The organism is Acidobacteriaceae bacterium (assembly GCA_035944135.1).
Lineage (GTDB): Bacteria > Acidobacteriota > Terriglobia > Terriglobales > Acidobacteriaceae > Granulicella.
Genome location: DASZBM010000002.1, coordinates 1,296,196 through 1,316,220, shown reverse-complemented (window position 1 = coordinate 1,316,220; position 20,025 = coordinate 1,296,196). Strand labels below are relative to the sequence as shown.

Here is a 20,025-nt window from a genome sequence, read left to right as displayed (position 1 = left end):
CAAGTCCGCACTAAACGCAGCCTAACATCAATCCGGTGAGCGCAAAGGGCTTGGAGGCATCTCATCAAAGAGAAGATCTCGAGACGAGAACGAGGAGCCAAACGATGAAGTCGCTGAGGAATCCTACAAAGCTGAAGCCGATGGAAAAGGGCGATCTGGTGCAGGTGATTGTCGAGACGCCGGCTGGCAGCCGGAACAAGTTCAGTTTTGATCCGGAGCAGGGGATCTTTGCGCACAAAGCGACGCTGCCCGCTGGAATGACATTCCCCTATGACTTCGGCTTTTTGCCGCAGACCCTCGCGCCCGACGGCGATCCGATCGACGTTCTGCTGCTAATGGACGAGCCGGCGTTTCCCGGCATTGCGGTGAAGGGGCGGTTGATCGGCGTCATCGAAGGGCAGCAGCTTGACGGAAAGAAGAAGATCCGCAATGACCGTTTGGTTGTCGTCTCCGAGATCAGCCATCAATACGAGAACGTGCGTAAGTTGAAAGATCTCCCGGACAAATGGACCGACGAGGTCGAGGAGTTCTTTGTGAACTACCACGACATGCAAGGCAAAAAGTATCAGTTGCTCGGCACCAAGGGCGTCAGCGAGGCCCAGAAGCTGATCCGCAAGGCGCGTCGGGCTGCTCAGTAGCGCCGACCGCAGCGAATCAGTCTTTTGTTCCGGTGTCCACCTGGAGGTTTTCGATCGCGTTCGCCAGATCCGTCTTCGCGGTGTTCAGTGCGGCCGTCCTGGTGTCGAGTTCTGCCTGAGCTGCGCGCAGCTTGTCCTCAGTCTCGTTCAGGTCGCGGATGAAACGGCCACTGGCGGACTTGTCCGTATCTTTCAGGGCTGTGACATTTGCGCGCTCACGGTCCTCCTCCTCGCGAAGCGATCTTAGGCGCGTGCTCGTGTCGTCGACGGCCGCCTGCGCGTCGGCCACTTTGCGCCTCGCATCAAGAACAGGCTGCAGTGCGGTAACGAGTTCCGGATTGTCTTTCGACTGGTCGAGGATGTAGGTGAGCTGCGAGTCATTGGAATTCAGCAGCGAGTAGGTGACGACGCTGCGGTGGTGTTCGCCGACGTAGCGCTTGACCGTGCCGCCCGCAGGTACTGTTAGCCGATAACGCGCAACCGTGGCCGTGGTCTCGTCGGGTTTGGAGTCATCGTCGAACACATACGGCGGGTTCAGCTTGTACTCGAGCACAACCGTGCGCGGCGTGGAGGCTGCGTTGTGGACGACGTAGGTGATCTCCTGGCTCGTTGTGTGATGCAGCCGAAGAACGCCTTTCGCAGCGGTGATCTGCGTCGTGTGCTGATCTGAATGCTGATTCTCCGCGCCAACGTGCACGGCCTGGTCGGCCGCGTAGGAGACGAGCCGCTTCTCGTCCGGATGAATCGGATCGAGCAGGCCCTCGCCGCCGAAGTTGCCGTCCTCAACGATAGAGAATGATCCGCGATCCAAGGTCAGGCCGGAGTTGTTCGTGAGCCAGAGTGCCCGCAGTGGCTCCGAGATGGAAGAGCCCGCGGCCGAGACCAGCGTCACCGACTCCGCCGGGATTTTAACCTGCAGGATGGGCACAAGCGCAGACTCGTTCTTGCGGATTGTGATCGGCTGGTTGATGCGGTATTCGAAGAAGTCGTCGAAGGCCGATGATTTTGCTTCGGGTGTAAGTGAGGCGTGCGCGAGCTCCTCGTATGAGGGAGGTGGAGCCGGAGGCGCGGGGGCCGCGAGCAGTTTGCTGTAGCTGAGCGGGCCGACACCATGGAGCGCCATCTCACCCGCGGCGCCTGCGCTGACCTCTACAGTCTCGTTCGTTGACCCAACAGGAAGGGTGATCTGCATTGGGCTTGTGTTGGCGAATGCGTTCAGAATTACAGTCTGGAATCCGGGCAAGGAAACCTGCACCTTATAGCGCCCGCTGGGAAGAGCAAAAGAGAACTCACCTTGCGAGTCTGTGGTTGCACTCTGCTGCGAGCCGTCAGAGCCGGTAACGATGACTCTCGCACCCGCGACAACAGCGCCTGACGGATCAATCACGTTGCCGCTCACGCCATTCGCGGATTTAGCCGCGAGGGCGCTGTCAAAGGTTTGCGGTGTAAGCTGCGACTCCTGCGCGATGGGGATCTCAGGCCGGCGCGAATAAATCGGCTGGGAGAGTGGCTGGATGAAGCTTTGTGGCGCGCCGGCGATGAGCGAGAGCTGGACGTCGTCCCAGTCGGCGCCGGTCGTATTGTCCACAACGGACCAGCCCTGAAGGGTGGCCTCCACCCGTGCGGACGAAGAACGTCCGCCGAGGACCCCGGATAGCTGCGTCGCCGAGTTCGAGTTTGTGAACAGAATCCGGTAAGTCGATTTCCAGATCGGCACTTCGGAGATATAGCTGACGCGCAGTTCGCGCGTGCCGGTGCCGTGGTCCGAGAGCGTCAGGTGGCGCAGCCCCTGGGAGCGGTTCGAATCAATGAGCTGCAGATAGCGGCTGACATCGTTGTGCAGAGAGGTGTCGAGCAACCGCACGGACGTTGCGGGCGTGAGTTCCACGGTGCGCGTTTCGCCGCTGTCGGAGACCACGGTGATGAAATACCGCTCGATGCTATTGGTGCCAGAGCTGTCGTCAGACTTTGCGGGCGCAGTCCGCGCCTCCACCGATAGCAAGCGTCCGGTAATGGAGACGGTGCCCGAATGCACCTCGACGCGCGCGCCGCGGATGGCTGAGTAAAAATCCGAGGCCGTGGGATTGTCATCCAGAGACAGTGGGAGAGTTTTGAGCTGTTGATCCAATGGCGTCGTCGAGTTGTAACCCGCGCCGGAGATGCGGCCGCCGTTGAGATCGATGGCTGTGAGGGATTGCAGCACGTCATTGAGTTGTCCGCTTGTGAGGTCGATCGCGACGGCTGCGTTCCCTGTGACGCGTCCCGTGTGCTCGAAGAAGCCAACCCCGTTCTTATACAGCGCGACGCGGGTCACAGGCAGCGTCGAGGCACTGTCCGGAGCAGGAGCGGGTGCGCGTGGGCTGCGGGCCGGTTGTTCGGCGAGGAGTGCGAGGGGAAGAACGACTAGCAAGACAGTAAGCGGGAAGGGGCGCATTGGCTTCCTTTGCGGTCGGTGCTGTATTTCGCCAATCGATGTATAGACATCGGAGGCGGCGAGGGCGGAACTGAGGTGGGCAGGCATAAGCAATCCTGGTGCTTCCACATAAGGATCGTTCGAGACCTGAGAGCTTGCATCGGGATGCAGGATTATAGAAAAATCTGATACACGTAGAAGCACAGCTTATAGAAGCAAGCGGAGGAGACGGTGCATTTCGGACTTACGGATGAGCAGGAGCAACTTCGGCGAGAGGTGCGGGCCTTTGCGGAGCGCGAGATTGCGCCCCATGTGAGCGAATGGGATGAGAAGAGTGAGTTTCCTCACGCCTCCGTAAAGAAGCTGGGCGAGATGGGCCTGATGGGCGTGATCTTTCCCGAGGATCTCGGTGGCGCCGGACTCGGCTACGTGGAGTACGTTCTTGCGGTTGAGGAACTTTCGCGAGTGGACGGGAGTGTCGGCATTATCGTCGCCAGTCACAACTCCTTGTGCACGAACCATATCAATATCGGCGGCAATGACGCGCAGAAGAAGCGCTGGATTCCAAAGCTGGCGAGCGGCGAGTGGCTGGGAGCGTGGGGCCTGACAGAGCCGGGGTCAGGCTCCGACGCCGGCGGCATGCGCACGACTGCAGTACGCGGCGACGGCGGCTGGATCCTGAACGGATCGAAGACCTTCATCACCAATGGAACCTATGCGAATTGTGCGCTCGTTCTGGCGGTTACGGATAAGGAGAAGGCAACCCATGGCGGCATCTCGGCGTTCCTCGTCGAGCGGGGCACGCAGGGGTTCCGCAGCGGGAAGAAGGAGAACAAGCTCGGCCTGCGCGCGAGCGATACCGCCGAGCTGATCTTTGAGAACTGCTTCTTACCGGACGACTGCCTCGTGGGCGAGCTCGGCGGCGGCTTTAAGGATGCAATGCGCACACTGGATGGCGGCCGCATCTCGATCGCTGCGCTGAGCCTCGGCATCGCACGTGGGGCGCTGGATGCAGCGGTGAAGTATGCAAAGCAGCGCAAGCAGTTCGGCAAGGCCATCAGCGATTTTCAAGCGATCCAGTTCAAGCTGGCGGATATGTCGACGCAGCTCGATGCAGCGTGGCTGCTGACGATGCGCGCGGCGCAGATGAAGGATCAGGGCAAGAAGGTGACGCGCGAGGCTGCAATGGCCAAGCTCTTCGCCAGTGAAGTCGCGTGCAGGATCGCAGAAGAGGGTGTGCAGATCCACGGTGGCTACGGCTTCATCAAGGACTATCCGGCGGAGAAGTTCTATCGCGACGTAAAACTTTGCACCATCGGTGAAGGCACAAGCGAGATTCAGCGCATGGTGATCGCGCGGGAACTGTTGAAGGGCTGACTGCCGGTTCCGCTACGATAGTTGAAGCTTGAGAGAGGGCAGAAACCTTAATGGCGGAGCCGATTATTGTGACGGGTGCGGCAGGCTTCATCGGCCGCAACGTTGTGGCGGAGCTGAACGCGCGGGGCGAGGATGAGCTGATCCTCGTTGACGAGTTGGGTAAGGACGAGAAGTGGAAGAACCTCGTCGGGCTTCGCTACGAGGACATCGTTTCACCCGAAGACTTCCTCGGCCTCCTGGAAAGTGGGGCGTACGCGGACGCCCGCGCGGTCATCCACCTTGGCGCGTGCAGCGCGACGACCGAGAAAGACGCCGACTATCTCCTGCGCAACAACTATCAGTACACGCGCGTGCTATGTAACTGGGCGCAGGAGCAGGGTGCGCGTTTCGTCTATGCATCGAGTGCCGCGACTTATGGGGACGGCTCTCATGGTTACGATGACAGCGACGCGTCGACGCCGACGCTGCGGCCGTTGAATATGTACGGCTACTCCAAGCACATGTTTGATCTGTGGGCGTTGAAGCATCAGCTCTTCGATCAAGGCGAGGGCGGGAACATCGTCGGGTTGAAGTATTTCAACGTGTACGGCCCTCACGAGGACCACAAAGGCGACATGCGCTCGGTGGTCGTCAAGAGTTTTGAGCAGATCCGCTGCAGCGGCGAAGTTAAGTTGTTCAAGAGTTATCGGCCCGAATACAAGGACGGCGAGCAGATGCGCGACTTCATCTACGTGAAGGACGCCGTCGATGTCACGCTGCATTTCGCGCTGCAGGGCGCCGGAGCTACGGGCGGCCTGTTCAACTGCGGCACGGGCAAGGCCCGCACCTGGCTTGACCTCGCGCGGGCGGTATTCGCAGCGATGAAACGCGAGCCGAAGATTGAGTTCATCGAAATGCCGAAGGAACTTCAGGGGAAGTATCAGTACTTCACTGAGGCGAAGACGGAAAAGTTGCGCGCGGCCGGATACCCACGCAAATTCACCTCGCTGGAGGATGGTGTTCGCGAGTATGTCCAGAGTTACCTCGAGAATCGCGATGCGTGAGCTGGGAGCCTGTATTCTTGGGTTGCTATGAGTAAGGCGATTACCGCGATCTATCCCGGAACGTTTGATCCGCCGACGAATGGTCACCTGGATGTGATCGCGCGCGGAGCGAAGATCGTGGATCATCTCGTGGTCGCGATTCTGCGCAATGCCTCCAAGGGCCAGCCGCTCTTTACGGTGAACGAGCGCGAGGAGATGCTGCGCGAGGCTACGGCCAGCTTTAAAAACGTGACCGTGGAGACCTTCGACGGCCTGCTGGTGGACTTCGCGCGTGCCAAGGAAGCGAAGGCTGTCATCCGCGGCATCCGCGCCGTCTCCGACTATGAGTACGAGTTCCAGATGGCGATGATGAACCGCAAACTCGACCCGCAGCTGGAGACGCTGTTCATGATGCCGGCAGAGAAGTACACGTACGTGAGCTCGCGGCTGATCAAAGGCGTTTATCAACTGGGGGGCGACATCTCGTCTCTCGTGCCGCCGGTCGTCGTTGAGCGGCTCAAGAAGAAAAAGGTGACCGGCGTCGCGGTCCCGGGGGCCGAGTAGCAGCTGGGATGCTGCCAGGCCTGCGGCGAGCAATGGAGATGGTGTGACGATTCAGGAGCAGTTTGGTCAGATCGATATCTACGTGTTTGACCAAATTCTGCGCGGAAATATTGCGGCCGGGATGAAGGTGCTCGACGCCGGGTGCGGGTATGGGCGCAACCTGGTGTATCTGCTGCGCGAGGGCTGTGAAGTGTATGCGCTGGATGCAAATCCGGAGGGCATCGCGCATGTGCGGTCGCTCGCGGCGGAGTTGAATCCGACGCTGCCGGCAGAGCACTTTCAGGTCGGGCAGATTGAAGCGCTGCCGTTCGCAGATGGACTTGCGGACGTGGTGATGTGCAGCTCCGTGTTGCACTTTGCGCGGGACCAGCACCAGTTTCTTACCATGCTCGAGGAGTTGTGGAGAGTCCTGCGGCCGGGCGGGTTGCTGTTTACGCGCATGGGGTCGAGGATCGGGATGCAGTTTGAGCAGGTGCGCCCGGACATCTACCGGATCGGGGACGGGCAGGAATGGTTTCTTGTGGATGAGGAACTGTTGCTGGGCCTGACGAACGAGTTGGGCGGCGTGATGGTGGATCCGCTGAAGACAACGATTGTGCAGGATTACCGGTGTATGACGACCTGGGTGATACGGAAACGGGCTTTATCTGCACCGCCAAATCTGAAAGACTAGAAGCATGAGCACAGCGACAGTTGCAGCGCCCACGAAGATTCTGACTGACCGCATTAACCGCATTGAAGTTTCAGCGACTATGGCGATTACCGCCGAGGCCCTGAAGATGAAGTCGCAGGGCATTGACCTGGCCGACTTCGGCGCGGGCGAGCCGCATTTCGCAACGCCGCAGCACATCAAGGATGCAGCCATTGAGGCCATCCAGAAAAACTTCACGCGCTATACCGCCGTGGCCGGCGTGCCCGAGGTTCGCAAGGCCATCGTTGAGCGCCACGCTGCAGATTTCGGTACGAACTATACCGCAGAAGAGTGCGTCTTCTCCGCGGGCGGAAAGCTCTCCATCTTCAATGCCGCCGAAGTGCTCATCGATCACGGCGACGAGGTCATCATCCCCACGCCTTACTGGGTCAGCTACAAGGACATCGTGCAGTTCACCGGCGGCAAACCGGTCTTCGTCGAGACCAGCGAAGCCGAGAACTTCCGCGTGACCGCGAAGATGATCGAGTCCGCCGTGACCGACCGCACGAAGGCGATCATTCTCAACACGCCATCGAATCCTTCGGGCGCCGTCATCCCGAAGGACGACCTTTACGCGATCGTTCGCATGGCGCATGAGCGCGGCATCTACGTCTGGCTGGACGAGTGCTACGCCTACCTGAATTTCTCGGGCGATCTGGTGTCCGGCGCTTCGCTCACCGAGTGCAAGGAGCACGTGCTCGTGCTCGGCTCGCTGTCGAAGACCTACGCCATGACCGGCTGGCGAGCGGGCTTCGCGCTGGGACCGAAGCCCATCATCGCTGCGATGAGCAAGCTGCAGTCACAGTCCACCTCCAACACGGCGAGCATGGTACAGCGGGCGTCGATTTCGGCGCTGACTTCGAGCCAGGAGTGCGTGAAGGAGATGCGCGCGGACTACATCAAGCTTCGCGACCGCGTCCTTGAAGGCTTCAAGTCCATCCCCGGCCTCACCTGCACGAAGCCTGAGGGCGCGTTCTACGTCTACCCAAATGTCGGTGCGTTCCTCGGCAGGGGCGGCATCAAGTCTGCGAGCGATCTCGCCGCGCGCTTGCTGACCGAGGCCCACGTCGTGACCGTTCCGGGCGAGGCATTCGGAACCGATGAGCATATTCGTCTGTCCTACGCAGTCAGCGCAGACGTCATCGACAAAGGTGTGCAGCGGATGCGTGACTTCCTCGGCGGGCTGAAGTAACGTGAGCCGCGGCACCGGAAAGCATGATAAGGCTGCCGGCGTGAGCCCGGACAAGCATCCGGCCAATCAGCATCCGGAATTTGCGGCCGTCATCCTCGCCGGTGGGAGCGGCACACGCTTCTGGCCGCGCAGCCGCCGGGCGAGGCCCAAGCAGGTGCTCTCGCTCGATGGCGACCGCACGATGATTCAGAATACCGTGGAGCGCGTGAAACCTCTCGTCTCCTCTGGTCAAGTCTGGATCATCACCAACGACCTGCTTGCCAAGACTATCGCCCATCAGCTTCCTGATCTCGCCGAGAAGCATATTCTTCGCGAGCCCGCGGCGCGCAACACGGCGCCTGCGTGCGCCATCCCCGCATTTTTTCTCGAACGCACATCACCCGATACAGTCCTCGGCGTCTTTCCGTCCGACCACACCATCGGCGATGTAGAACGGTTCCGTCGCGTTGTCTGCGCGGGTGCCGAACTTGCGCGCCGCAGTGCTGCGATCATCGTATTGGGCGTCTCGCCGTCCCGTCCTGAAACCGGCTACGGCTACATCGAGCTCGGCGCCGGGCTTGATCCCATTACTGAGAGTGGTGAGGCCATTCCCGTGCGTCGCGTCCACCGCTTCACGGAAAAGCCCGACAAGACCCGCGCAAAGCGCTTCCTGCGCTCCGGCAACTACGCCTGGAACAGCGGCATGTTTCTCTTCACCGCGAAAACTCTCGCCGATGCCATGCGCGAACATCAGCCAAAGACCGCGGCGCTGCTGGAGCAGATTGCCGCAGCCCGGGGAACGCCTAACTTCGAGAAGGTCTTCGCTGAGCTCTATCCGCAGTGCGAGTCTATTTCGATTGACTACGCCGTGCTCGAGCCGCGCTCCGCCAAGGGTGAGGGCAAGTCCGAGCTCTACTGCCTGCCTGGCGACTTCGCCTGGAGCGACCTCGGCTCGTGGGCGGCGCTGCATGAGCATGTGGCCGAGCGCACGGAGTCCCACAGCGCGAATGTCGTCGAAGCGGAGCATCACGTTGAGATCGCGTCTACCGGCTGCTACGTCTTCTCGCCGAAAAAGACGGTAGCTCTCGTCGGCGTGAAGGACCTCGTCGTCGTTGAGACGGACGATGCCATCTTGATTACGACACGCGAGGGCTCGCAGGATGTGGGCAAGGTGGTGGCGGAGCTGAAGAATTCAGGCCGCCACGATCTGACGTAAAGAAAAATGAGCTAGACCTGGCGAAAGCCGGACAATATTTGAGGCCAGATGGAGCAGACTACAGTCGTTAAATTCGGCACAGACGGATGGCGCGGCATCATCGCCGACGACTTCACCTACGAGAACGTGCGCGTGGCTGCGCGCGCGATTGCGCTTTATGTGCTGAAGCACGAGAACGCGGCTGCAGGCGTGTGTATCGGATGGGACACGCGGTTCGCCTCGGAAGCCTTCGCAAAGATTGTGGCTGAAGTGCTCGCAGATGCCGGCATCCCGGTGCAGATCTCGCCGAAATTCACGCCCACCCCGGAGCTCTCGTTCGCTGTGCGCGAGCGCAAAGCCGCCGGCGGCGTGATGATCACATCCAGCCACAACCCGGCACAGTGGAACGGCGTGAAATACAAGGCCAGTTACGGCGGCGCGGGCAGCCCGGGCATCATCACTGCCATCGAGAACGAACTGTTGCAGCCCGTTGCCAAGGCTGCAACACGCGGCAAGATCGAAACGGTCGACTTCGCACCCACCTACATCGCTGCGCTCGAGAGCTTCGTGGATCTCGAAGCCATCAAGCGCTCCGGTTTCCGCTTCCTCATCGACACCATGTACGGCGCGGGCAAGGGCTACATCGCTGGCATCTTTCAGCGCGCCGGCATTCCATACGTTGAGTTCCGCGACGAGCTGAACCCTGCATTCCCCGGCATCAACCCCGAGCCCATCCTTCCGCACATCGCCGCGACACAGAAGGCAGTCGTCGAGTACAAGTGCGACGCCGGGCTGATCACGGACGGCGACGCGGACCGCATCGGCGCGGTCGACGAGCATGGCAACGTTGTCGACGCGCACAAGATCTACGCCGTTCTGCTCAACTGGTTGCTCGAGCGCAAAGGCTGGCCCGGCGACATCACGCGCGCCTTCAACACAACGAAAATGCTCGACCGCATCGCCGCCAAACACAACCGCAAGCTGCATGAGCACGGCATCGGGTTCAAGTACGTGGTCGACCTCATGCTCGCGCAGCCGATTCTCATGGGTGGCGAGGAGTCCGGCGGCATCGGTATCTCGAAGCATTTGCCGGAGCGCGACGGCCTGCTCAACAGCCTCCTGATCGCTAACGTAATGGCCGATGAGGGCAAGACTCTCGGCCAGCTCGTCGCCGCGTTGCAGGAAGAATTCGGCGAGCATCACTACGGCCGTATCGACATGCACATCGCCGAGGAGATCAAGCAGTCTGCGATCACGCGCGCGAAGCAGATCGCTCCGGGAACCATCGCGTTCGGCGGAATGAGAGTGCTGCACAAGGAGACACTCGACGGCATCAAGTTCTTCCTCGAGAACCCTGCATGCGCAGGGAAGAAGAACGCGGCGGAAACCTGGCTGCTGCTGCGCGCTAGCGGCACCGAGCCGCTGCTGCGTGTTTATTGCGAGAGCTGCAGCCCTGAAAGTGTGCAAACAATTCTTGCGGCAGCGCTAAGCTTCGTAATGGAAAGTCAGAGGTAATAGTGGAAGCAACAGCTCAAGGCGTTCAAGCAACTCAAGACGTTCAGATCCAGGTCTCCGGCCTGTTGTTCGACATGGATGGCGTGCTCGTCAGTTCCATAGGAAGCGTGGAGCGGAGCTGGCGGCTTTGGGCGAAGCACTATGGCCTGCCCAACGCCGACAAGCTCGAGATTCCGCATGGTATGCGCGCTGTCGACGTTATGACACAGGTAAAGGCGGACATCGATAAGGTCGAGGGGCTGAAGCTGATTGAAGATCTTGAACTTGAGGACACGGCCGACCTGCAAGTGCTCGAAGGTGTTCGCAGATTGCTCGATGGTCTTCCTGCGCATCACTGGGCGATCGTGACCTCCGCAACACGGCGTCTTTTGCTCGGACGCCTCAAGGCTGCTGGTCTGCCGGTGCCAGATCGCATCATCAGCGGCGACGAGGTCAAGCGCGGCAAGCCGCATCCTGAGCCCTATCGCCACGGCGCCGAGCTACTCAGTGTCCAACCGCAGGATTGTCTCGTCTTTGAAGACGCTCCCAGCGGTGTCCGTGCCGGTGTTGCCGCCGGCTGCCGTGTCCTCGGAGTTCTCGGTACGCACAGCGCCGAAGAGCTGCGCGAGGCAGGCGCCAGCTGGATTGTCAGCTCACTCAGAAACGTCCGGACACGAACGAATGACGGCCGGATCGCGATCACCATCGACACGGTCTAATTCTCCCGAGACTCTCCCACGGCTCGTTTCCCGCAGCAAAGCATCGACTCGCTGCAGATCCTCTTCCGTGTCCACGCCTATGGTGTCGAAAAAGCCATTCGCGACGTAGATGTCGATGCCATTCTCCAGCAACCGCAGCTGTTCAAGCCGCTCCGTCTGTTCCAGTTGCCCCGGCGGCAGTGCCGCAAATCGTTCCAGCGCGGCCTTGCGATACGCGTAAAGCCCCAGGTGCTTCCAATAAATCGTCGGCTGATTGTCGCGGTTGAACGGAATCGTTGCACGAGAGAAATACAGCGCGCGCCCGGTCGGCGCGGTCACAACTTTGACCACGTTGGGATTGGCGACATCCTCCTCCCGGCAGGCTACCTTCAACGTCGTGATACCCACGTCTGGGTTGCGGAAGGGAAGCAGCAGCTCGCGAATATGAACATCACTCATCAGCGGCTCATCCGCCTGGATGTTGATGTAGATGTCGGCGTCGATTTCGCGTGACACCGCGAAGAGCCGGTCACTCCCGCTGGGCAGCTCCGGAGAGGTCATCAGGCACTCCCAGCCGCGCGCGGCGCACAGTTCAGCAACCTCCTTGGAATCCGCCGCCACAACTACTCTGCCGATCTCCTGCCATCGGAGCGCGTTCCGAACCACCCACGACAGCAGCGGCTGGCCGGCCACCTCACGCAGCACCTTGCGCGGCAATCGCGTTGATGCCAGCCGTGCCGGTATAACCGCCACGACGCGATCAGGACTGACAGGCATATTCAAACTCATCGACCGGCCTTCCGGCTCAGCCGGTTCTTCCGGAAAAGGTGTATCGCGACCCCGATCACGGCGATCAGGACCAGCCCCAGCACAAACGCCGCCGCCTCCAGCCAATGGAGCAGCCCCACCAACCGGCAGCTCAGCGAGGTGTCCGTCGCGCTGCATGCAGGTGAATCCGCATAAGCAACCACCGGGCCGAGCAGCGCGAATACTGTCGCGGCTACAACGTATCTCTTTGCTGCGAAGCGGTTTGGTGAGATCTCCTGCACGTTTGACCTGCGCGTTTAGCCCTTATAGGATTGAGTTTAGAGGATGGCACCCAGCGAGTTCGCTCGCCGGGGACTCCGCAGGTTGACGTCGCGGCTTGTCCGCTGGATGCGACCTTTCCCCCTCCGGCGGTGTAGCTCAGATGGTTAGAGCGACGGACTCATAACCCGTAGGTCAGTGGTTCGATTCCACTCACCGCCACCAATTAGCCTGTCTCCAAAGTCACTCCGGAACCAGGCGCAATCTTCGGCATTGAGAGTATCATTCGACTAGGCAGGCACGTCTAACCTGTGTGCTTTAGCCGTTCCTCGGAGCCCTGAACCCGCGATGCCCAAGAGCCTTAAGATCTCCCTCTTAGCCCTATCCGTCGTCTTTGTGCTGTGCCTCTTCCTCGGGGTCAACGCCCGCGGGGTCTCGGCCGCAGGCGACCAGTCGCAGGACGGGGCCTACCGCCAGATCAACGTCTACGGTGAGGTGCTCCAGCACATCCAGAACGACTACGTCGAGGACCCCAACATCCCAGCCGTCACCAACGGCGCCCTTCGCGGCCTGCTCGAGTCGCTCGATGCAGACTCCAGCTACCTGAGCCCGACCGACTACAAGGCCTACAAGGAAGACAAGGGCGGCAAGGCGCAGGTCGGCATCAACGTCTCCAAGCGTTACGGCTACGCCACGGTCGTCTCCGTCGTTCCGGGCAGCCCGGCCGAGAAGGCGAACCTCAGCGACGGCGACATTATTGAGGCCATCGGCAGCCAGGACACGCGCGATCTTTCGCTCGCCATGATTCAGCTTTTGCTCGAGGGCAATTCCGGCAGCGAGCTCGACCTCGCCGTCATCCGCCCCCACCAGGCCAAGCCCCAGAAGGTCGTTCTGAATCGGATGATCGTCACCGAACCCGCCGTAAGCGAGACCCTCTACGACAACTCCTCGATCCTGTATCTCAAGCCGTACATCCTCGACAAGGAGCACGTGAACGAGATCGAGTCGAAACTGCACTCGATGAACAAAACCGGGACGAAGAAGATTCTTCTCGACCTCCGCGACGTCTCCGCAGGCGATGACACCGAGGCTACTCGTCTGGCCAACTTCTTCCTGCAGTCCGGCACGATCGTGACCCTCGAAGGCCAGAAGTTCCCCAAGCAGATCTTCACTGCTGAGTCCTCCAAGACCGTCAACGCGACTGCGCCTCTGGCTGTGCTCGTGAACCGTGGGACCGCCGGCCCGGCTGAGATTGTCGCCGCCGCCATCGCGGACAATAAGCGTGGCGACCTCGTCGGCGAGCGCACCTTTGGCGAAGGCATCCAGCAGAAGACCTTTGATCTGCCGGACGGCGGCGCGATTATTCTCTCCGTTGCAAAGTATGCCTCGCCCAAGGGCAAGAAGTTTGAGGACGAGGCCATCACCCCCACGACGCAGGTCGCCTCCGGGTTCGATCTCGATGAGGATGATTCTGACAGCGCCACTGACAACACCAGCAAGCCGCCGGCAATCAAACATTCACAGCCTGACGACCAGCTCAACAAAGCGCTTGACATGCTGAAGGCGAAGGCAGCATAGCGGCCCGAAGGCTGCATGGTAAGGTGGAGAAGCCGTGCAGACCGCGCTGAGTCAACCGGAAACCAGAAAAAATCAGCGGAAGCGGCGGCACAGCCCTCTGTGGGCAGCGATGCGCCGGTTTCCCGTCATGGATCCGGCGCCTGGCGACCCGAAGATCAGCCGGCGCGCGGCCTTCCTTATGCTGCTCGTCGCAGTCGCGGTCCTCGGCGTGATGACGTCACTCCTGCTCGTCTTCACCGTCTCGATTCCGCAAATGGCCGAGCTCGAGCGCTACCGCCCGGACACGACCACCGAGCTCTACGACATCCACGGAAAGATCTTTGGCTCCTTCGCGCTCGAACGGCGCATCGTCGTTCCATACTCTGAATTTCCACCGGTTCTGCGCCAGGCAATCTTCTCGATCGAAGACAAGAACTTCGAGACCAACGGCGGTGTGAATTTCGTTCGCGTCATCGGTGCGGCCTACGCAGACCTGCACTCGGACAGGCGCTCGCAGGGCGCCTCCACCATCACCATGCAGCTCACGCGCAACCTCTTTCTCTCCACGGAGAAGACTTACGGGCGCAAGCTTCAGGAGATCTTCCTCGCGCTCCAGATCGAGCGTCACTTTACCAAGCAGCAAATCTTCACCCTCTACGCGAACCAGATCTACCTTGGCCGCGGCACCTACGGGTTTGAGGCCGGCTCCGAATACTACTTCTCCAAGCACGCCCGCGACCTGACGCTCCCCGAGGCCGCCCTGCTCGCCGCTCTGCCCAAAGGCCCTGAAGAGTTCTCGCCGGTACGGCATCCGGACCGGGCGCTCAAGCGGCGCAACCTCGTGATCCAGGAAATGCTAAACGACCGCAAGATTTCGCAGCAGCAGGCTGAGGCTGCGATGGCCGCGCCGTTGGGATTGCATCTCGAGCCGCCGTCGAATACCGAGGCCCCGTACTTTGTCGAAGAGGTGCGCCGGCAACTCGAGCGCGAGTATGGCGTCGACGAGGTGCACGGCGCCGGCCTGCGCGTCTACACCACGCTCGATCTCGACCTCCAGCGCGCTGCCGAAAAGGCCGTCCTCGACAATGTGGAGACTTACGAGCACCGCCATGGCTGGAAGGGCAACCTCGAAAACGTCCTGCGCCAGGGCCAGGACCTCGCAACCTACAAACACCCAGACTGGATGCAGCCTATTGCCGAAGGCGCTTACTTTCACGCGCTCGTCACCGAGGTCTCGCCGACGAAAATGACCGTTCGCATCGGCAGCCAGAACGCCACGATGACCTATCCGGACTGGGCCTGGACCGGTCGCGCACGCGCGAACGAACTCGCGAAACCCGGCGACATCGTCTACGTGAAGGTCACCAGCGCCACTCCGTCCGACACGCTGCACGTCATCCTCGAGCAGGACAGCGGCGTGCAGGCGTCGCTTATGGCGGTCGACAATGCCAACGGCGAGGTGCTCGCTATGGTTGGCGGCCGCGACTTCGCCCTCTCGCAGTTCAACCGCGCAACGCAGGCATCTCGCCAGGTCGGCTCTTCGTTCAAGATCTACGACTACACCGCCGCAATGGAAGCGGGCATGAAGCCGTATGACACCGTGCTCGACACGCCGACGACATTCTTCACCCCCAGCGGGCCTTACACACCGCACGACTACGAGCGCGGCGAATGGTCCGGCTCCATGACGCTTATCGACGCCTTCGCGCAGTCGCGCAACATTCCCGCCCTGCGCATTGCAGACAAAGTTGGCATCAAGAATGTCATCGCCACCGCGCATCGGTTCGGCGTCACCAGCGACATCCCCGCCTATCTTCCCGTCGCGATCGGTTCGGCGGATCTCACGCTTGCCGAGCAGGTAGGCTCCTACAGTGTCTTTCCGAACGACGGCATTCGCATTGCTCCTCACTATATCCGTCGTGTCGCATCGCCGGATGGTGAGCCGCTTTCCGAGCACCCGCCCGAAGTTCGCGAAGTCATTTCCGTCGACATCGCGCGCGAGATGATGGTTCTTCTTCAGGCCGTCGTACAGCATGGAACGGCAGCCGCTGCTTCCTCCATGAATCACGCGTTAGGCGGCAAGACCGGAACCACGAACGACTACACGGACGCCTGGTTCATCGGCTTCTCTCCGTCGATTACTTGCGGCACATGGGTCGGCTTCGACGATCGCCGCTCGCTCGGCGAGAAAGAGACTGGAGCGAAGGCCGCGCTGCCCATCTGGATGCAGTTCATGAAGGTCGCCTTGGCAGACCGACCTAACGAGCAGTTCCCGCGCGCGAACGCACCGAAGAAGAAGCTGGATGTTGACGTAACTCAGACTGACCAGCAGCCTACGCCTGCTCCCGCGGCCCAAAGTAGCGACGACGACAACGTGGACACCACGCCTCCTCCACCACCGCCGCAGATGCAGGTTCCTCCGCCCGCGCCGGTGAACCAGCCACTGCCAAACGACGAAGCCGCGCCCGCTCCGGCGGTCACGCCGCCCGGATCCGCCTCACAGGCGCCCGCTCCGATCGTGCGAAGCCCGTCTACACCTGCGCCACTTGTTCGGCACTCGTCGCCGCCTCAGCAACCTGCGAAGCCCGAGAGCCAACCGCAGGATTAGGTTTCGCTCGCGAAAATCCTCTTCGCCTCTGCGACATCGCGCCCTATCTGCTCCCGCAACTCGGCCGGACTGGCGAACCTTCGCTCATCGCGCAGACGATGCAGGAAGCTTAATTCCAGCGGAGTCGACTCATCGAGCGCTATCGGTTCAAAATCCAGCAGATGCGTCTCGACCGCGAACGAATCCGCGCCAAATGTCGGCCGATTCCCAACATTCGTTACACCCTGAAACACCCGCGCACCTTGCCCCGAGCCGATCTGTAGCTTCGTCACATAGACGCCGATCGCCGGCAGCAGCTCTGTATACGGCGCGAGGTTGATCGTTGGCACCGTGTAACGCGTCCCATACCCACGGCCGGGCGCGGGGGAGCTGCGAACGGCGAAGTCGCGCCCCAGCAGGGCGTTCGCGTCGGCAATATCGCCCGCCGCAATCAGCGCACGGATGCGGCTCGACGAAACCGGTGCGCCATCGATAATGTGCGGCTCATACGCCCGCACCGTGAACCCAAACTCTCGCCCCAGCTCTGACAGGCTCGCCACATCCGCCGCCGCTCCGTATCCGAACCGGAACGTCTCGCCCTCGTGCACTTCGACAGTGTGCAGCGCATCGCACAGCACACGCTTCGCAAACTCGTGAGCGCTCCAGCGGCGCAGCTCTTCGTTGAACGGAAGAACCAGCGCAACATCGATCCCACTGGCAGCCAGCAGATCCAGCTTCTGCGCGAGAGGCGTGATCAACGGCGTGCGGCGCGAGCTGTGCAGCACGTGCGATGGGTGCGGATCAAACGTCACGACAACCGACTGTGCTCCCAACTCCCGCGCACGTTCCACCATCGACCGCAGCACCATCTGGTGCCCCAGATGCACGCCGTCGAAATTACCGATACTCACAACGGAGCGTTGCTGGTTGCCGGAGAGTTCACTAAGTCCGCGAAAAGTCTGCATCAGTTCTGCTCAGGTGCAATGTCGAAGTTTAGTTGCAGCCCATCATGCGCAAGCCGGATGTTCGCCGGCAGGGTAGCGTTGGTCGCGTCGTGATCCAAATCGTGGCTGATATGCGTGAAATACGCGCGTTTTGGAGCGATTTTGTTCACTAACTCGATGGACTTTTCCAGGTGCGAGTGGCTGGGATGCGGCTCGCGCCGCAGCGCATCGAGAATCAGAATGTCGAGCTCCTGAAGCAGTGGCAGGCTCTCCTCCGGGATGTCGCTCATGTCGGTTAGGTAGGCCGCCGCCCCGAAGCGATAGCCCGCAATGGTTTCGCGTCCATGCGCGACTGGAACGCGCACAAACCGTGCCCCGAACAGCTCGACAGCGACGCCTGCCTCAGACGGCAAGCGGTGCATCGTCACCCGCGCGCTCGTCGGATAGCGATCCACCTTCCGAAACGTGTACTCGAACACGCGTTCGATCACATCAGCCGTGGCATCGTCCGCGTACAGCGGCAGCTCCCCGCGATGACCGAACGTCAGCGGCCGCAGATCGTCCATCCCGAGTACGTGGTCCGCGTGCCCGTGCGTGTAGAGCACCGCGTCGAGATGCTGAATGCCTTCACGCACCGCCTGCGCATGGAAGTCCTGGCCTGTATCGATCAGCACATTGTGCTTGTTGTACGCGAGCAAAACCGACGGCCGCGTGCGCCGGTTCGGCGAGCCCGGCCGGTGCGCATCCGTGCACACCGCGCACCGGCAGCCGAGGGTGGGCACGCCCATGGACGTGCCGCTGCCGAGAAACGTGAGAGTCGCCTGCATCCTTACCGAACGATGCTCGGTCCACCAGGCCCGCCAGGTGCTCCGGGCGCGCCCGGTGCTCCTTGCCTCGAAGCCTGACGCGCCAGCGCCTGTGTGACGTCGAGGAAGCCCATGCGCAGCTCAAACAACGCCGATTGCGTGAGCTTGTCCTCGGCCTCGGTCAGGTTGCCCTTGGATTTGTCCGCGATGACCGTGAGCATATCGATCGTCTGGCGTGCGCCAAGCAGGTCGACCTGCGCGGGCTGGCCGGGCTCCGTCGCACCACCCAACTGCAGCAGCGCCTGCATGTATAGCGACTGCACCAGCCGCTCGAAGTCCATCTCCGGCATGCGCTCCATGCCGGGATTCGTCGCGCGCACGGCGGTGTCCAGCCTGTCGACCGTAGCAGTGTAAGCGCGGTTCACGCGCTCCGTCTGCTCCGCCGTCGGCGGCGGTGGAAGATGATCTTCGTCCGGCAACCCAGCGGCCTCGGCCGTCGCCGACTCAGCAGTAACCGAGCCCTCCGGCCCAGACGACGGGAACGGGATTGGCGCCTTGGCTTCGCCCTGAGGCTCAGCCGGTGCGGGCTGAGACTTGGGTTCTTCGTGCTCGTGCTCGGTATGCGGGGCATCCGGGCGAAGCTCGCCCTCGGCGGTGAACTTGCGGCGGTCATTGATGACGAACGGTGTCTTATCAGGCATGGTCTTCAGAGTCAGAGATCAGTGTAAAGAAAACAGAGGTCGGTTACTTGGATGCGCCAGCAACGGTTTGGACTTGCGCCGTAGATCGAGGGGCAACGGTGCCACCGGAGTAGGTTAGCGGGGCGTGTGTGTCGAGCACCTCGCGACGGACGTAGCCAAGGGCGAAGACCTGATCACCTCCTGGCAACGGAACGAGCGCGGCTGAGGTAATCTCGCCGACGGACTTTCCGTCCGCTTGAATCGGAGCAGGGAACTCAGTCGGGAGTTCGCCGCTGAGCGTCAGCGGTGTCAGCAGCCGATGCACCTGCCCCCGCGAGCGAATGCGCTCCACAATCTCCTGCCCGAGGTAGCAGCCCTTGTTGAAGTGCAGCGCCTGTGGCTGGTTCGTCTCCTGCGGCAGGTATTTGTCGGTGATGTCGCGGCCGTAAAGCGGCCGGCCTTCCAGCAAGCGCAGGGCTTCGAGCGCTTCTGGTGACACTTCGATCGCTCCAGCCGCCTTGGCCTCTTTGAAGAGGTCATCGACCGGGAAGCTGGGAGATATCTCGAAGCGAGAGACCTGGCCCTCCGCTGGCGTGATGAGTTGGCTCGTCGTCTGTGGGTAATACTGCAGGCGCAGCGGCGCGGTATCGGCAAAGGACCTACAGCCCGCGGTTGCGTTCTCCATTTTGCGCAGGACCTGAGGGGCTTCAGGGCCAATGATGAGCGCGGTGTGATTGTAGCGCTTCATCGGCGTCAGCTCGACGTCGTCCATGATGATGAAGTGATCGAGGTGCTTCTGAATCGCATCGATCTGCTGTTTGCTGGTTGCGAGCACGAATGCAGGCTGTGCCCCGTCGGGTTCGCGGTAGATGGTGCAGTCGCCGAGGATGCGCCCCTGCGCATTGAGCAGAAACGCGTAGCAGCCCTCGCCCGGCCCGAGCGCCTGGACCGAATTCGTCACCATACCATTGAGCCACCGCGTCGCATCCGATCCGGTAACGCGAAGAAACGCCCGGTCGTCTAACGAGGCAACCGCGGCGCCGTGCAGAATTGCGTCGAGTTCAGCTTGCAGGTTCTGGTCCATGTGTCGACTACCGGCTTAATTGTAGCGACTCCGTGGGGTTCGCGAGCCCGGATTGAGTCCGATGCGTACACTGAAGGG

General features: G+C 61.3%; 18 protein-coding genes and 1 tRNA gene. 12 read left to right on the top strand and 7 right to left on the bottom strand.

The features are described 5' to 3' along the window. The first annotated feature begins 104 nt into the window (after window positions 1-104). The gene (locus tag VGU25_08145; protein HEV2577166.1) at window positions 105-638 is read left to right on the top strand and encodes an inorganic diphosphatase; all 534 of its coding nucleotides are present in this window, start codon (window positions 105-107) and stop codon (window positions 636-638) included. 16 nt (window positions 639-654) lie between these two features. Here the strand turns inward: VGU25_08145 and VGU25_08140 are convergent, their stop codons facing one another. Then, window positions 655-3,159, bottom strand: a complete 2,505-nt coding sequence (locus tag VGU25_08140) for a carboxypeptidase regulatory-like domain-containing protein (GenBank protein ID HEV2577165.1) — start codon at window positions 3,157-3,159, stop codon at window positions 655-657. 123 nt (window positions 3,160-3,282) lie between these two features. Here VGU25_08140 and VGU25_08135 point away from each other — a divergent pair, with 123 nt between their 5' ends. The 8 genes from VGU25_08135 to VGU25_08100 are packed head-to-tail and all read left to right on the top strand — an operon-like array spanning window position 3,283 to window position 11,284. After that, window positions 3,283-4,428: an acyl-CoA dehydrogenase gene (locus VGU25_08135; GenBank protein HEV2577164.1), complete on the top strand. Its 1,146-nt coding sequence runs from the start codon at window positions 3,283-3,285 to the stop codon at window positions 4,426-4,428. Window positions 4,429-4,478: 50 nt separating this feature from the next. Beyond that, window positions 4,479-5,471 (top strand): ADP-glyceromanno-heptose 6-epimerase, encoded by a 993-nt coding sequence (gene rfaD / locus VGU25_08130; GenBank protein HEV2577163.1) that lies wholly within the window; start codon window positions 4,479-4,481, stop codon window positions 5,469-5,471. A gap of 27 nt (window positions 5,472-5,498) precedes the next feature. Continuing rightward, window positions 5,499-6,014: a pantetheine-phosphate adenylyltransferase gene (coaD, locus tag VGU25_08125; protein ID HEV2577162.1), complete on the top strand. Its 516-nt coding sequence runs from the start codon at window positions 5,499-5,501 to the stop codon at window positions 6,012-6,014. 43 nt (window positions 6,015-6,057) lie between these two features. After that, a complete protein-coding gene (locus VGU25_08120) occupies window positions 6,058-6,687 on the top strand; it encodes a class I SAM-dependent methyltransferase (GenBank protein HEV2577161.1) in 630 nt (209 codons plus the stop codon). Between the two features lie 4 nt (window positions 6,688-6,691). Continuing rightward, window positions 6,692-7,897 carry a pyridoxal phosphate-dependent aminotransferase gene (locus VGU25_08115; GenBank protein ID HEV2577160.1) on the top strand — a complete coding sequence of 402 codons (1,206 nt, stop codon included), beginning with the start codon at window positions 6,692-6,694 and terminating at the stop codon, window positions 7,895-7,897. 1 nt (window position 7,898) lies between these two features. Next, window positions 7,899-9,092 (top strand): mannose-1-phosphate guanylyltransferase, encoded by a 1,194-nt coding sequence (locus VGU25_08110; GenBank protein HEV2577159.1) that lies wholly within the window; start codon window positions 7,899-7,901, stop codon window positions 9,090-9,092. A gap of 48 nt (window positions 9,093-9,140) precedes the next feature. Beyond that, the gene (locus VGU25_08105; protein ID HEV2577158.1) at window positions 9,141-10,586 is read left to right on the top strand and encodes a phosphoglucomutase/phosphomannomutase family protein; all 1,446 of its coding nucleotides are present in this window, start codon (window positions 9,141-9,143) and stop codon (window positions 10,584-10,586) included. Window positions 10,587-10,588: 2 nt separating this feature from the next. Then, entirely contained in the window at window positions 10,589-11,284 is a 696-nt protein-coding gene (locus tag VGU25_08100) for an HAD-IA family hydrolase (GenBank protein HEV2577157.1), read from the top strand. Here VGU25_08100 and kdsB read toward each other — a convergent pair. Together kdsB and VGU25_08090 are read right to left on the bottom strand one after the other, a co-directional pair. Continuing rightward, window positions 11,219-12,040 carry a 3-deoxy-manno-octulosonate cytidylyltransferase gene (kdsB, locus tag VGU25_08095; protein ID HEV2577156.1) on the bottom strand — a complete coding sequence of 274 codons (822 nt, stop codon included), beginning with the start codon at window positions 12,038-12,040 and terminating at the stop codon, window positions 11,219-11,221. The genes VGU25_08100 and kdsB overlap by 66 nt on opposite strands. 8 nt (window positions 12,041-12,048) lie before the next feature. Continuing rightward, on the bottom strand, window positions 12,049-12,312 hold the full coding sequence (locus tag VGU25_08090; protein HEV2577155.1) for a hypothetical protein: 264 nt from the start codon (window positions 12,310-12,312) through the stop codon (window positions 12,049-12,051). Window positions 12,313-12,437: 125 nt separating this feature from the next. On the opposite strand from VGU25_08090, the gene VGU25_08085 reads away from it, so the two are divergent. The 3 genes from VGU25_08085 to VGU25_08075 all read left to right on the top strand — a co-directional run bounded on the left by VGU25_08085 (window position 12,438) and on the right by VGU25_08075 (window position 16,454). Beyond that, window positions 12,438-12,514: transfer RNA gene (locus VGU25_08085), tRNA-Met, on the top strand. A 123-nt stretch (window positions 12,515-12,637) separates the two neighbouring features. Beyond that, window positions 12,638-13,867 (top strand): S41 family peptidase, encoded by a 1,230-nt coding sequence (locus VGU25_08080; protein HEV2577154.1) that lies wholly within the window; start codon window positions 12,638-12,640, stop codon window positions 13,865-13,867. Between the two features lie 109 nt (window positions 13,868-13,976). Continuing rightward, on the top strand, window positions 13,977-16,454 hold the full coding sequence (locus tag VGU25_08075; protein ID HEV2577153.1) for a PBP1A family penicillin-binding protein: 2,478 nt from the start codon (window positions 13,977-13,979) through the stop codon (window positions 16,452-16,454). Here the strand turns inward: VGU25_08075 and VGU25_08070 are convergent. From VGU25_08070 to VGU25_08055, 4 genes are read right to left on the bottom strand one after another with little or no spacing between them, the layout of a single operon-like run. Then, entirely contained in the window at window positions 16,451-17,398 is a 948-nt protein-coding gene (locus VGU25_08070; GenBank protein HEV2577152.1) for a bifunctional riboflavin kinase/FAD synthetase, read from the bottom strand. The two genes, VGU25_08075 and VGU25_08070, sit on opposite strands and share 4 nt — an antisense overlap. Then, entirely contained in the window at window positions 17,398-18,204 is an 807-nt protein-coding gene (locus VGU25_08065) for an MBL fold metallo-hydrolase (protein ID HEV2577151.1), read from the bottom strand. The genes VGU25_08070 and VGU25_08065 overlap by 1 nt, the downstream gene beginning before the upstream one ends. 2 nt (window positions 18,205-18,206) lie before the next feature. Then, window positions 18,207-18,884 (bottom strand): DUF1844 domain-containing protein, encoded by a 678-nt coding sequence (locus VGU25_08060; GenBank protein ID HEV2577150.1) that lies wholly within the window; start codon window positions 18,882-18,884, stop codon window positions 18,207-18,209. A 43-nt stretch (window positions 18,885-18,927) separates the two neighbouring features. Next, complete coding sequence (locus VGU25_08055; protein HEV2577149.1) at window positions 18,928-19,947, bottom strand: folate-binding protein; 1,020 nt, start codon at window positions 19,945-19,947, stop codon at window positions 18,928-18,930. Window positions 19,948-20,025 lie beyond the last annotated feature (78 nt).

Excerpts from the sequence above, each read along its gene's own strand:
- kdsB (HEV2577156.1), bottom strand. The coding sequence starts at position 12,040 with ATGCCTGTCAGTCCTGATCGCGTCGTGGCGGTTATACCGGCACGGCTG.
- rfaD (HEV2577163.1), top strand. The coding sequence starts at position 4,479 with ATGGCGGAGCCGATTATTGTGACGGGTGCGGCAGGCTTCATCGGCCGC.
- VGU25_08140 (HEV2577165.1), bottom strand. The coding sequence starts at position 3,159 with ATGCCTGCCCACCTCAGTTCCGCCCTCGCCGCCTCCGATGTCTATACA.
- VGU25_08055 (HEV2577149.1), bottom strand. The coding sequence starts at position 19,947 with ATGGACCAGAACCTGCAAGCTGAACTCGACGCAATTCTGCACGGCGCC.
- VGU25_08075 (HEV2577153.1), top strand. The coding sequence starts at position 13,977 with ATGCGCCGGTTTCCCGTCATGGATCCGGCGCCTGGCGACCCGAAGATC.
- coaD (HEV2577162.1), top strand. The coding sequence starts at position 5,499 with ATGAGTAAGGCGATTACCGCGATCTATCCCGGAACGTTTGATCCGCCG.
- VGU25_08080 (HEV2577154.1), top strand. The coding sequence starts at position 12,638 with ATGCCCAAGAGCCTTAAGATCTCCCTCTTAGCCCTATCCGTCGTCTTT.
- VGU25_08060 (HEV2577150.1), bottom strand. The coding sequence starts at position 18,884 with ATGCCTGATAAGACACCGTTCGTCATCAATGACCGCCGCAAGTTCACC.
- VGU25_08105 (HEV2577158.1), top strand. The coding sequence starts at position 9,141 with ATGGAGCAGACTACAGTCGTTAAATTCGGCACAGACGGATGGCGCGGC.
- VGU25_08145 (HEV2577166.1), top strand. The coding sequence starts at position 105 with ATGAAGTCGCTGAGGAATCCTACAAAGCTGAAGCCGATGGAAAAGGGC.
- VGU25_08070 (HEV2577152.1), bottom strand. The coding sequence starts at position 17,398 with ATGCAGACTTTTCGCGGACTTAGTGAACTCTCCGGCAACCAGCAACGC.
- VGU25_08065 (HEV2577151.1), bottom strand. The coding sequence starts at position 18,204 with ATGCAGGCGACTCTCACGTTTCTCGGCAGCGGCACGTCCATGGGCGTG.
- VGU25_08115 (HEV2577160.1), top strand. The coding sequence starts at position 6,692 with ATGAGCACAGCGACAGTTGCAGCGCCCACGAAGATTCTGACTGACCGC.